11 protein-coding genes and 1 pseudogene are annotated in these 12,046 nt (G+C 67.5%); 5 read left to right on the forward strand and 7 right to left on the reverse strand.

The annotated features are described in order from the left end of the window. Positions 1-8: 8 nt before the first annotated feature. From QOC76_RS13880 to QOC76_RS13890, 3 genes are read right to left on the reverse strand one after another with little or no spacing between them, the layout of a single operon-like run. Positions 9-953 carry a phytoene/squalene synthase family protein gene (locus QOC76_RS13880; RefSeq protein ID WP_526357413.1) on the reverse strand — a complete coding sequence of 315 codons (945 nt, stop codon included), beginning with the start codon at positions 951-953 and terminating at the stop codon, positions 9-11. Further along, entirely contained in the window at positions 950-2,464 is a 1,515-nt protein-coding gene (crtI, locus tag QOC76_RS13885) for a phytoene desaturase family protein (RefSeq protein WP_526357414.1), read from the reverse strand. The genes QOC76_RS13880 and crtI overlap by 4 nt, the downstream gene beginning before the upstream one ends. Then, positions 2,464-3,573: a polyprenyl synthetase family protein gene (locus tag QOC76_RS13890; RefSeq protein WP_526357426.1), complete on the reverse strand. Its 1,110-nt coding sequence runs from the start codon at positions 3,571-3,573 to the stop codon at positions 2,464-2,466. Before QOC76_RS13890 ends, crtI begins: the two co-directional genes overlap by 1 nt. A gap of 125 nt (positions 3,574-3,698) precedes the next feature. On the opposite strand from QOC76_RS13890, the gene QOC76_RS13895 reads away from it, so the two are divergent. Together QOC76_RS13895 and QOC76_RS13900 are read left to right on the forward strand one after the other, a co-directional pair. Continuing rightward, entirely contained in the window at positions 3,699-4,616 is a 918-nt protein-coding gene (locus QOC76_RS13895; protein WP_526357415.1) for a DNA-3-methyladenine glycosylase family protein, read from the forward strand. A gap of 81 nt (positions 4,617-4,697) precedes the next feature. Next, on the forward strand, positions 4,698-5,255 hold the full coding sequence (locus tag QOC76_RS13900; protein WP_526357416.1) for a Dps family protein: 558 nt from the start codon (positions 4,698-4,700) through the stop codon (positions 5,253-5,255). Here the strand turns inward: QOC76_RS13900 and aqpZ are convergent. Together aqpZ and QOC76_RS13910 are read right to left on the reverse strand one after the other, a co-directional pair. Beyond that, positions 5,248-6,033, reverse strand: a complete 786-nt coding sequence (gene aqpZ / locus QOC76_RS13905; RefSeq protein ID WP_526357417.1) for an aquaporin Z — start codon at positions 6,031-6,033, stop codon at positions 5,248-5,250. The two genes, QOC76_RS13900 and aqpZ, sit on opposite strands and share 8 nt — an antisense overlap. 90 nt (positions 6,034-6,123) lie before the next feature. Next, complete coding sequence (locus tag QOC76_RS13910; RefSeq protein WP_526357418.1) at positions 6,124-7,461, reverse strand: H(+)/Cl(-) exchange transporter ClcA; 1,338 nt, start codon at positions 7,459-7,461, stop codon at positions 6,124-6,126. A 53-nt stretch (positions 7,462-7,514) separates the two neighbouring features. Between QOC76_RS13910 and QOC76_RS13915 the strand changes: the two are divergent. Then, positions 7,515-9,493, forward strand: a pseudogene (locus QOC76_RS13915) (heavy metal translocating P-type ATPase). Here QOC76_RS13915 and QOC76_RS13920 read toward each other — a convergent pair. Both QOC76_RS13920 and QOC76_RS13925 read right to left on the reverse strand, forming a co-directional pair. Continuing rightward, positions 9,487-9,972 (reverse strand): hypothetical protein, encoded by a 486-nt coding sequence (locus QOC76_RS13920; RefSeq protein ID WP_526357419.1) that lies wholly within the window; start codon positions 9,970-9,972, stop codon positions 9,487-9,489. The pseudogene QOC76_RS13915 and the gene QOC76_RS13920 sit on opposite strands and share 7 nt — an antisense overlap. A gap of 11 nt (positions 9,973-9,983) precedes the next feature. Further along, positions 9,984-10,691, reverse strand: a complete 708-nt coding sequence (locus QOC76_RS13925) for a transcriptional regulator (RefSeq protein WP_526357420.1) — start codon at positions 10,689-10,691, stop codon at positions 9,984-9,986. Positions 10,692-10,824: 133 nt separating this feature from the next. Between QOC76_RS13925 and QOC76_RS13930 the strand changes: the two genes are divergently transcribed. Both QOC76_RS13930 and QOC76_RS13935 read left to right on the forward strand, forming a co-directional pair. Beyond that, positions 10,825-11,103, forward strand: a complete 279-nt coding sequence (locus tag QOC76_RS13930; protein ID WP_526357421.1) for a WhiB family transcriptional regulator — start codon at positions 10,825-10,827, stop codon at positions 11,101-11,103. Positions 11,104-11,682: 579 nt separating this feature from the next. Continuing rightward, positions 11,683-12,046 (forward strand): hypothetical protein (locus QOC76_RS13935; protein WP_526357427.1); only part of this gene is annotated, 364 nt, incomplete at its 3' end.

A 12,046-nucleotide genomic window follows, 5' to 3' on the forward strand; every position in this document is an offset into this window, starting at 1 on the left:
TCTAGTTCTTACCTACCGTGCGTCAACCGCGCGCGCCAGGCCCGACACAAACCGATCCCAGCGACCTGCAGCCGCCTGCCGGTGCCGACGGTCGCGCGCTGGTCGAAGATCGCGAAGTCGATGTTCTCGATGCGGTCCAGGATCTCCGAGTACAGCGTGTATGCCACTGCGACGCATGGCCGCGACCGCGGGTCGAGCATTTCGATGCCCTTGCGGGCCACTTCGTAGACCCGGCGGGTGGCGGCGTGCTGTTCGGTGAGTGCCTTGCGCACCCGGGCGTCGGTGCGCCTGTTGGTGTGACACCACGTCAGCATGTCCCGGTCGACGCGGTAGGCGGCCAACTCGTCGGCGGGCAGATACACCCGGCCACGCTGCAGATCCTCGTCGACGTCACGCAGGAAGTTGGTGAGCTGGAACGCCTTTCCCAGCGCGGCGGCATACGGCGCGGCCTCCTCGCGCGGACAGACAGTGCCCAGCACCGGCAGCATCTGGAGCCCGATCACCTCGGCCGATCCGTGCATGTAACGCTCGAGTGCCTTGCGGTCGGGATAGTCGGTGACCGTCAGGTCCATCCGCATGGAAGCCAGGAAGTCGTCGAACATCTCCCAGGGAATGCCGTACCGGCGCGCGGTGTGGACGACGGCCCGCAGGGCGGGGTCGTCACCGTAGTCCTGTTGTTGGACAAGCTGATTGAACAATTGGGTGGCGAGAAGCTGGAGCCGCTCGGCGCGTTCGGCCGTACTGGCGCCGGCGTCGAAGTCGTCGAGGATGTCGTCGGCACGCCGCGCGAAGCCGTACAGCGCGTGAACGGCAGGCCGCTGTTCCGGCGCCAACAGCCTGGTGGCGAGGAAGAACGTTCGGCCGTGTTCGGCGTTGAGCAGCCGGCACTGTTGGTAGGCGTCACGCAATGCTGGATCGCGCACACCCGCGGCGTCGAGCTCTGAGCGAATCATGGGTGACCACTCCCGATGTGCGTTGCCACGCTGCGGGTGACGGCACCGGTAACCCGATCGGCTGCAAGCCGTCCCGACAGCAGGGCGGTCGGAACACCGACGCCCGGCACCGTCGACGAGCCGGCCAGCACGACGTTGTCGATGCCGCGAACCGTGTTGGCCGGGCGGAACGGTCCTGTCTGGCCGAACGTGTGCGCCAGCGCGAACGGTGTGCCCGCCACCATGCCCTGTTCGGCCCAGTCCGCCGGGTTGACGACGTGCAGCAGTTCGGTATCGACCCCGAGCGCTGGGAGCCGATCGGTGACAGCGGCCACCATGCTCTCGGCATAGGCGCCGCCGACGCTGTCCCAGTCGACCGTTCCCCGCGAAAGGTTCGGAGCCGGCGCCAGCACGTAGAGCAGATCACGTCCGGGCGGTGCCAGTGCCCGATCTCCCGCCGTCGGCCTGGTCACCAGCAGAGACGGATCGCTCATCACGACACCGTCGTCGATGATTTCGCGGAACGTCTGATCCCAGGTATCACCGAAGAGGATGTGGTGGTGCGGCATTTCACCGTCGGCCGATCGACAGCCGATGTGGGCGACGACCGCGGACGGCGAGGGCCGCAGCGACAACAGTCGGCGGGGGGTGCGGCCGAGCAGCCGGTAGGTGTCGGGCAGTTCGGTGGTGAGGATGACGGCGTCGGCGTGGATGCGCTCGCCTGTGTCGGTGTCAACGGCCCGAACGCGGTCACCGCGGCGATCCAGCCCGCTCACCGTTGCGCCATAACGGAATTCGACGCCCGCATCGGCGGCGGCGGCAGCCAGCGCATCGGGCAGTGCACGCATTCCACCGCGCGGGAAGTACACACCGGCGACGGTGTCCATGTAGGCGATGACGGCGTACACCGCGAGCGCCCGCTGGGGTGGGACCCCTGCGTAGAGCGCCTGGAAGGTGAAGATGCGGTGCAACCGCGGATCGGTGATGAACCGCTTGACCACCCGGTCCCATCGTCGGAAGGCGCCGAGCGCGGTGAGGCGGGCGAGCTGCGGAGTCAACAACGACAACGGAGAGTCGAAGTTAGAGGCGATGAAGCCGTCGAACTCGACCTGGTACAGCCGCGTGAGCCAGTCGCGCAGCCGCAGATAGCCCTGCGCCTGCTGCGGACCCGCGAGCCGTTCCACCTCGGCGGCCATCGCCTCGCGATCGCTGTGCACGTCCAGTGCGCTGCCGTCTGAGAAGAGGGCACGGTATGCGGGGTCGACGGACTCCAGCTCGAGTCGGTCGGCGGTGGATTCGCCGACGGCTGCGAAGGTTTCGTCGATCAGGTCGGGCATGGTGAGAACCGTCGGGCCGGTGTCCAGCCGATAGCCGCCGACGTCGAGCCTGCCGACCCGTCCGCCGGGAACGTCGCCGCGTTCCACGACGGTCACCGCACGGCCACGGCCTGCCAGGTGCAACGCGGCGGACAATCCGGCGAGGCCCGCGCCGACGACCACCACGTGGTCCGTTCTGCCCCCGATGGCTCGCATCACGCCGCCCGCTGGGTGCAGACCGAGGCCATGGTGAGCAGCGCCGAGCGCATCGCCTCATCGAGACGGCTTTCGTAGATCCATTCCGATGCACGGCGCAACCGGTCGGCGATCATCTCCTCGATCCGCTCCACCGCGCCCGTGGCCACGATCAGGCTGCGCCACCTTTCGACGCCGGCTAGGTCGAGTTCGGCCGTGTTCATCAGCTCGGCCAGCTGACGCCTCAGCGTCAGGTCGGCCATCTGATGTGCGGCCACCACGATGCTGGTCGCCTTGTGCTCGGTGAGGTCGGCGCCTGCCGGTTTACCGGTGATCTCGGGTGAGCCGAAGATGCCGAGCAGATCGTCGCGCAGCTGAAAGGCTTCGCCGACCGCGTCGCCGTAACGGCCGAGCCGGATCAGCAGGCGATCGCCGCAGCCTGCCATCGCCGCACCGATCTCCAACGGCCGGCGCACCGTGTAATTGCCCGACTTGCGTCGTGCTACGTCCAGCACCTCATCCAGGGTAGGCAGCCCGCCGACATCATTGACCAGGTCGGCGAATTGTCCGACCGCCAATTCGCTGCGCATCGCGTCGTACCGGGGCCATGCCCTGGTCAGCGCGCGATGATCGACCCCGGAGTCGCGCATCATCTGCTCCGCCCACACCAGGCACAGGTCACCGAGCAGTACCGCCGCCGATTCACCGAACCGCTCTGCAGATCCGGAGAGTCCACGGCCGCGGTGCCAGTCGGCGAACTGCACGTGCGCCGACGCCCGGCCGCGACGCAGCGGCGAGCCGTCCATGACGTCGTCCTGCAGCAGCGCGAAGGCGTGCAACAGCTCGAGGCTCGCGGCGGCACGCAGCGCGGCATGAGACGGCTCTGCGCCACACAACCAGCCCAGGAACATGAACGTCGAGCGCAGACACTTACCGGCGCCGACGAATCCGACCAGCACATCGGCGGCCACGTCGACGCCGGCGTCGCGCAGATCGAGGGCGCAACGATCGGCGATGAACTGGTCGACAGAGCCCAGAACCGACTTACGGACACTACTTCGCCAGACGTCGAACTGACCGTCGGTTTGGCAACTCACCGCCGGGGCGGGGTGAAGCGCGGGTGCGAACAGCCGACCATTGACACCCAACCCGCACCCCTTTCCCGACCCACAGCAGGCCGCCAGCCTATTTGCGTCCCCTCCATACCCCCAGCCGAGGCGGCCGAACCGGAATCAATGTCACTATTACGTCATCAATGTCTGAAGCCGTCGAATGCAGCGTCGAGTTCCCGGGACCCGCGAGCCCAGGTCACACGCTGTCACCGTTGCGCCGCGGTGGTGGCGACCCGTGTTATCTGACCGCACCCGACGGTGCCGTCTGGCGCACCGGGCTGATGCCCACCGGACCGGTGACGGCGCGCATCAGCCGGTCAGGTCCGCGCACCATCGGGTGTGAGGCATGGGGCCGCGGCGCAGCGGAATTCGCCGAAGGGGTCCCCGCACTGCTGGGCGCCGACGATGACGCGGCTGACTTCGCCCCCGAGGAACCGACGATCGCCGAGGCGCATCGGCGGATGCCTCATCTACGGCTTGGCCGCACCGGGCGGGTGCTGGAGGCCCTGATTCCGGCGGTGCTCGAACAGCGGGTGGCAGGCAAGGATGCCTTTCGGGCGTGGCGGTTGCTGGTCACCAAGTTCGGATCGCCCGCGCCGGGCCCGGCGCCTGCCCGGATGCGCGTTCCCCCGCCCGCCGAGGTGTGGCGCCGCATCCCGTCATGGGAGTTCCACCTCGCCAACGTCGACCCTGCAAGGGCGCGCACGGTGATCGGCTGTGCGCAGCGCGCCGACTCGCTGGAGCGACTCGTCGTGCGGCCGACCGAACAGGCGCGGGAGGCGCTGACCTCGCTGCCCGGCGTCGGAATATGGACGGCGGCAGAGACGGCACAACGCGCGTTCGGCGACGCCGACGCACTGTCGATCGGGGACTATCACCTGGCGAAGGTGGTCGGTTCGAGCCTGCTTGGTCATCCCATCGACGACGACGCGATGGTCGAATTGCTTGCACCGGTCCGTCCTCACCGGCACAGGGCCGTGCGACTTCTCGAGGTCAGCGGTCTGGCCCGCAACCCACGCTTCGGCGCCCGTCAAGCGATACCGAATCTGGCCGATCTGTGACGTGCTCCGCGGCGTGATTACCGCACCGCCGCCCCGGGTAGTCGTAAGCCCGACGGTTCATCATGTGCGAAGGAGCTTTCGATGACTCAGTTCACGGTCCCAGGTTTGTCGGAGAAGCAGGGTGGCGAGGTAGCCGAGTTGCTGCAGAAGGCGCTCAGCCGATACAACGACCTGCACCTCACGTTGAAGCACGTGCACTGGAACGTGGTCGGCCCGAACTTCATTGGTGTGCACGAGATGATCGACCCGCAGGTCGAACTCGTCCGCGGCTACGCCGACGAGGTGGCTGAGCGGATCGCCACGCTTGGCAAGTCACCGCTGGGCACGCCCGGTGCGATCATCAACGACCGGACCTGGGACGACTATTCGGTCGAGCGGGACACCGTGCAGGCGCACCTGGCCGCTCTCGATCTCGTCTACACGGGAATCATCGAGGACACCCGCAAGTCCATCGACCGGATCGAGGATCTCGACCCGATCACCGAGGACATGCTGATCGCGCATTCGGCCGAGTTGGAGAAGTTTCAGTGGTTCGTGCGTGCACACCTCGAAAACGCCGGCGGCCAACTGGCCAATGACGGTGCCAAGACCGAGAAGGCGGCCGCGAGCCGAGCCAAGAAGAAGGCACCGGTCAAGTAGTACCGGTCTCATCCTCCAGGGCGTCGTCGCGCACGGGCTGGTCGGCGAGTTCCTGGCTTCCGCCGAACAGATACGGGTAGGCGAGGCCTGCGATGGCCGCCCCGATCAGCGGTGCGAGCCAGAAGACCCACAGCTGCGCGGGTGCGCCGTCGCCGTTGAAGAACGCGACGCCGGTCGAACGCGCCGGGTTCACCGATGTGTTCGAGATCGGGATCGAGATCAGGTGGATCAGCGTCAGGGTCAATCCGATCGACAGCCCCGCGAAGCCTTTTGACGCGGGTGCGCGGTCGTCGGTCGAGCCCAGGATGACGAGCAGGAACACACCGGCGAGGACGACCTCGGTGATCGCGACGGCCAACAGCGAGTAGCCACCCGGCGAATGGGCGCCGTACCCGTTGGCTGCCATGTTGCCTGTCGCGTCGAAGCCCTCCTTACCGTTGGCCACCACCAGGATCACCAGGCCGGCCACCAGCCCGCCAAGCACCTGCACAATCCAGTAGCCGGGCAACGCTTTCCACTCGACGCGGCGCGCCAGGGCGGCGCCCAGGGTGACGGCCGGGTTGAAGTGGCCGCCGGAGATCGTGCCGAAGGCGTAGACGCCGGTGAGCACGGTCAGGCCGAATGCCAGCGCGACACCGAGGAATCCGATGCCCAGCGAGACGCCGTCGGACGACTCGAACTTCGCGGCGAAGACCGCGCTGCCGCAACCTCCGAGGACCAACCAGAAGGTGCCGATGAATTCGGCCGTCAATCGATGCAGCATGGTGGGCGGAGTCATGGCTGTGAGAATGGCACGCAGATACTGCTCGGCGAATGGATTGTTGCCGAATCGTTTCGGGAAAGAAATCATCGTGATGGACGCGATCTGCTAACCGTTACCGCGTCGCTCGATGGCTGTTTCGTCGGGCATCCGCTCTCGAAGACTGTCATAGATCGGCGCCGATCCCACGGCGTAGGCGGCGAACACCGCTGCTGCGGTCGCGGCCATCATGGGCACAAGCGTCGCGGTCGTCGCGGTCATCTCTGTGACGACGACCATTCCGGTCACCGGCGCACGAATGGTGGCTCCGAACAACGCCGCCATTCCGACGAGCGCCATCGGGATCGCCAATTGCCTTGCGTCTCCTGGCCATAGGGCGTTGAACCCGCCGGCGAAGACCAGTCCCCACAGCGCGCCCACCGCGAGCAGTGGCGCGAACAGGCCGCCCGGCACCGCTGCCGAATATGACAGAGGGCCTGCGACGATCCGCACGGCGAGGATTCCGATGACGACCGAGACAGCGATGTGCCCTCCGCCGAGGATGTGTTGCGTCAGGTCCTCGCCGCCGCCCACCGCGAGCGGATACACGAACATGGCGAACCCGACGATGGCACCGATGATGGCTGCCTTCGCCAGCGCCGGGACTCGGCGAATCGCGGCGACGTGGTCAAGAAACCACAGCACCAATTTGTTGTAAGCGGCACCAAGACATCCGGTCAGCAGTCCGAAAACGACGAAAAGAGGCAGCCACGCGAGAGCGGGTGCGCCGATGGGCTCGACCCGGAAGTCGGCGTGGTTTCCCAGGATCAGCCGTGAGCAGGCCACAGCCGCGGCAGCCGAAAACAGCGTTGCCAGGACTGTTTTCACGCGGAACGACTTCGTCACCTCTTCGAGGGTGAAGAGGGTGCCGCCGATCGGCGCGTTGAACGCGACCGCCAGGCCGGCGCCGCCGAGCGCCGTTTGCATCATCCTGATCTCGGAATCGGGCAGCCGGGCGCGCCGGGCCGCTTCGGCTCCGATCGCGGCACCCATATGCACCGTCGGCCCCTCGCGGCCCAGCACGAGTCCTGACCCCATGCTCAGCACACCACCGATGAACTTCGCAGGAACCAATCGGATGAGCGGCGGCCGGGCCTCGTTGAGGAACACCGCTTCGACGTGTTGGATACCGCTTCCGGCGGCCAGCGGTTCCCATCGCACGATCAGCGCGGCCAGCGTCGCGCCTGCCGCGGCGGCGGCCATGGGGATCAGCCACCCGGGCCCGGGCAGCTGGTGCGCCCATTCGACGAGGTCGATGCGCAGTTCATCGGCTTCTTGAAGACACCAGCGAAAAGCTCCGCCGACTAAACCGATGAGCACGCCCGCGACGATCGCCGTGACACAGATGTGTACCGAACCCCGCATCGATTCGCCGGGCTGATCGGGACCTGCCGCCGGTGCCGTCATCGGCGACGAACTTTACCTGCCTCTATACCCCCATGGGGTATAGGATGCTGCGCATGGGCGGCCACGGCGCACATCACGACCACGTCGCGCAGTTCCGCAGGTTGTTCTGGATCATGCTCGTGCTGGCCGTGCCGACGGTGGCGCTGTCCGGCATGTTTTCGGCGATTCTCGGCTACCCCCTGCCCGAGTTGCCTGCTGTGCGCTGGGTCTCGCCGGTGCTCGGCACCGTCATGTACTTCTGGGGCGGCCGGCCGTTTCTGACCGGTGCGGTCAGCGAGATCCGCTCTCGCGCACCGGGAATGATGCTGCTGATCGGGCTGGCCATCACGGTGGCGTTCGTCTCGTCGTGGGGCGCCAGTCTCGGCGTGCTCGACCACCAGCTTGATTTCTGGTGGGAGCTGGCACTGCTGATCGTCATCATGCTTCTCGGGCACTGGATCGAGATGCGGTCGCTGGCCCAGACCAGCTCGGCGCTGGAATCCCTTGCCGCACTGCTGCCGGACGAGGCCGAACGGGTCGAGGGGGACGAGATCGTGACGGTCGCTCCGTCGGAGCTACGGCGCAATGACGTCGTGGTCGTGCGCCCCGGCGGCAGCGTGCCCGCCGACGGCGAGATCGTCGACGGCGCAGCCGACATGAACGAGTCGATGGTCACCGGTGAGTCCCGACCGGTGCGCCGCGGCGTGGGCGAACGCGTCGTCGCCGGCACCGTCGCGACCGATTCCGGCCTGCGCGTGCGGGTCTCCGCCGTCGGCGACGACACCGCGCTCGCGGGCATCCAACGATTGGTGACCGAGGCGCAGAACTCCACGTCGCGGGCGCAGCGGCTGGCCGACACCGCGGCCGGCTGGCTGTTCTGGTTCGCGCTGGGCGCGGCCGTCATCACCGGGTGGTGTGGGGCTTCATCGGCAGGCCGGAGGAGGCGGTCATCAGGACCATCACCGTGCTGGTGATCGCCTGCCCGCACGCGCTGGGCCTGGCGATACCGCTGGTGGTGTCGATCGCCACCGAGCGGGCGGCCCGCGGCGGTGTGCTGGTGAAGGACCGGCTGGCGCTGGAGACCATGCGGACTGTCGGCGCCGTGCTGTTCGACAAGACCGGCACCCTGACCAAGGGTGAGCCCAGTGTCACCGCCGTGGCGACAGCGGACGGCCACTCAGAACTCGAGGTACTCGCATGGGCCGCGGCCGCCGAGGCGGGCTCCGAACATCCGCTCGCCACCGCCATCGTCGCGGCGGCGCGGAAGCGGAACGTCAAGATCCATCCAGCGTCGGGCTTTTCGTCGTCGCCCGCCGTCGGGGTGACGGCGACGGTCGACGGCCGCCAGGTCCGCGTCGGTGGGCCGCGGCTATTGCGGGAGGCTGGTCAGCCGGAGTTGCCCGATGCAGGAGCGTGGCACGACGAAGGTGCGATCGTGTTGCACGTCCTGGTCGACGGATCCGTGGTGGGCGCGCTGAAGCTGGCCGACGAAGTGCGACCGGAGTCGCGTCAGGCCGTCGACGCCCTGCACCGCCTTGGTATCGAGGTCGTGATGATCACCGGCGACGCCGAGCCGGTGGCCATGGCGGTCGCCCGCGAGGTCGGCATCGGTCGGGTGTTCGCGGGTGTGCGGCCCGAGGACAAGGCGGCCAAGGTGGCCGAGCTGCAGGGCGAAGGGCGCAAAGTCGCGATGGTCGGCGACGGCGTCAACGACGCGCCTGCGCTGGCCCAGGCCGACGTCGGCATTGCCATCGGCGCGGGCACCGACGTCGCGATCGCATCGGCGGGTGTCATCCTCGCGAGCTCGGACCCGCGTTCCGTCCTTTCGGTGATCAGGCTGTCCAAGGCGACCTATCGCAAGATGCAGCAAAACCTTTGGTGGGCAGCGGGATACAACCTCGTCGCCGTTCCGTTAGCCGCCGGTGTGCTGGCGCCGATCGGCTTCGTAATGCCGATGTCGGTCGGTGCACTGTTGATGTCCGCGTCGACGGTGGTGGTCGCGCTCAACGCGCAGCTGCTGCGTCGGCTGGATCTACGCCCCGACGTTCAGTAGCCGAGCCCGCGCAACTGCGCACCGAGCTGCTCGGCGACCGCCTGGTGGGTGCGGATCAACTCGAGCTCGTCAGCGACCTGTGCGCGCAGGGCACGGATAACGGCCAAATCGGCGGCCGGTGAATCCGTCATGTGTCCGACCGCATCCGATGCCGACGACACCACGTGAAGCGCCGCCTGCGAGGCGGAGTGCGCCGCTGTCACCGCCTCCGCGGCCTCCTGCAGGTGGTGGCAGAGGCTGGACTCGACGCCCGACAGGTGGTCGAGCGCGTCGCGAGTACTCTGCGCGAAATCGGTGTAGTCGGTGATCGCGTCACCCGTCATCGACGCGGCCTGTTCCTGCCCTGCTCGGATGGTGTCCGTCGCATCGGTCAGACGGTCGGCAGCCGCGGCGATCGTGCCGGGGTCGGCGGTCCCGAACAGCGTGTCGGCGCGTGACAACACATCGCCGACGTTGCGGACCAGATCGGACAGCGGCACGGAACCCAGTATCAGCTATCGAGTGACGCGATGAGTTCATTCAGGATGGCGGTGTCTGCGTCGGTCGCAGGCTCGCCGGCCTCGACCGCGTGCACGAGCTCGACCGGTAAGCCTGCTGCGTTAGCAGTCTCGGCGGCCGACAGGCTGGCCCGCCTGCGTGCGACGTAGAGCCGCTGGCCCAGCGTCGCCCGTGGCGCGGCGGCCGTGCGAAACATCAATTCGTCGTAGCGACCGCGCACCGTCCGCAGGGCAAGCACGACGTCGGCCGTGCCGCGGCTGCGTTGCGCGGCGCGCGCCACCACCGCTTCCAGCTTGCGCAGTTCGGTCAGAATCACGGTGGCTCGGTGGGCGAATTGCAGGTCGTCCTCGGCGGGCAGCGCCTCGATGGCTGCGCCGATCGTCGTCATCGCCACCTCGACCGTGCCCGCGATCAGCGACGCGGTGCCGTCGTCCGCCTGCGGCTCGGATGCTGCACCGGGAACCGAACCGCCGTACCGTATCGTCGCTATGGTTCCGGCGGGCCACTGCAGGATCTCTTCCAGCTTGGCCCTTGTCCGTTCCCTCGGCCAGCTGCGGCCCTTCTCGAAGGCGATCAACGCGCCTGCGTTGATGATCTTGTACTTCGCGAGATTCCGCTGCTTGATATCCAATTCGCGACGCCGGGCTGCGACTGCGGCGCCAGCGCGGGCTATGCCCGGATCGCCGGCGTCCTCTTCCACCCGCCCAGTGTAGCCAGCAGATCCGACGCCGGGCGGCCAACCTCGCGGACGCATCGAACCCGTAGCAACTGTTGCAATGCTACGGAAACAACGCTACGGTTTGAGCAACGCCACCGAGCGAGAGGAAGCGGCCATGACCGTCATGATCGAGATGCCCGTGTTGACCGACAACCAGATCGGCGCGTGCACGCAGGACCCCGACCGGTGGATGACCGCAACCGATGACCAGACCAAGGCGGTATGCCGATCCTGCCCGCGCCGCTGGCTGTGCGCGAAGGAGGCCTGCGAGATGCCGGGCGCCCAGGGACTGTGGGCCGGCATCCACATCCCGGAGGGTGGCCGCGGCCGCACATTCGCCCTGAAGCAGCTGCGGTCGCTGGCCGAGCGCGGCGGACAGACGGTGCACCGCTGATCGACCCGCGGCCCGCCCGGTGAGGGGAGCGGGCGGGCCGCGGGCGGAATCTAAGAATCTGGCTAGGCTTTATAGCAAACGTGGTGTAGTCGGCTTTACCCACGTCTTGACAATTCTGACCAGCCGCCAGCAATTCACGCTAGTGATTTTGATCGCACCCGGGCGCAGCGGACCGCGGCGACGGCCGCAGCTTGGGCGACTGAAAATCGAAGGCGTGCAACGAATTCGCTCGTATCATTGGCAGCGAATGGGGCAGCGTTGCCGTGGGGGCCAATCGATCTAGTTAGGTGCTACTAAGTTGGCATGTCAGGCGGGGTTTGTCATATCGTTTTCCCCACTTGTGCCAAGTGGGGTAGGGGTCGTCGTTCAGTGCTGCACGCAGGCACCGCCACCGCCATGATCGGCTGACGCCGTCGTCGGTGGCCAACAGTGTTCCAGTGAGTCTTGAAGGGCTAGGTGGGAATGGCGCCCGGTAACCAGGGGTTGTCCGGCTCCTCGCGTGCGCAGGGATTGTCTCGCTCCTCGCGTGCGCAGGGGCTCTACAACCCCGCGTTCGAACATGACGCGTGTGGCGTCGCCATGGTCGCGGACATGCACGGCCGCCGCAGCCGCGACATCGTCGACAAGGCCATCATGGCCCTGGTCAATCTGGAGCACCGCGGTGCCCAGGGCGCGGAACCGCACACCGGTGACGGCGCGGGCATCCTGTTGCAGGTCCCCCACGCGTTCCTGCGAGCCGTCGTCGACTTCGAGCTGCCCGAGGAGGGCAGCTATGCCACGGGCATCGCATTCCTGCCGCAGTCGTCCAAGGATGCCGCAGCGGCCTGCGATTCCGTCGAGAAGATCGCGCAGGCCGAGGGCCTGGAGGTGCTGGGCTGGCGGGATGTGCCCACCGACGACTCGTCGCTCGGTGCACTGGCCCGCGACGCCATGCCGACCTTCC

The sequence above is a fragment of the Mycobacterium sp. genome (assembly GCF_032159565.1).
In the GTDB taxonomy this organism is placed as follows: domain Bacteria; phylum Actinomycetota; class Actinomycetes; order Mycobacteriales; family Mycobacteriaceae; genus Mycobacterium.

Coding starts and splice junctions, on each gene's coding strand:
- QOC76_RS13910 (WP_526357418.1), bottom strand. CDS start 7,461: ATGACGGCACCGGCGGCAGGTCCCGATCAGCCCGGCGAATCGATGCGG.
- QOC76_RS13900 (WP_526357416.1), top strand. CDS start 4,698: ATGACTCAGTTCACGGTCCCAGGTTTGTCGGAGAAGCAGGGTGGCGAG.
- QOC76_RS13880 (WP_526357413.1), bottom strand. CDS start 953: ATGATTCGCTCAGAGCTCGACGCCGCGGGTGTGCGCGATCCAGCATTG.
- QOC76_RS13930 (WP_526357421.1), top strand. CDS start 10,825: ATGACCGTCATGATCGAGATGCCCGTGTTGACCGACAACCAGATCGGC.
- QOC76_RS13895 (WP_526357415.1), top strand. CDS start 3,699: ATGTCTGAAGCCGTCGAATGCAGCGTCGAGTTCCCGGGACCCGCGAGC.
- aqpZ (WP_526357417.1), bottom strand. CDS start 6,033: ATGACTCCGCCCACCATGCTGCATCGATTGACGGCCGAATTCATCGGC.
- crtI (WP_526357414.1), bottom strand. CDS start 2,464: ATGCGAGCCATCGGGGGCAGAACGGACCACGTGGTGGTCGTCGGCGCG.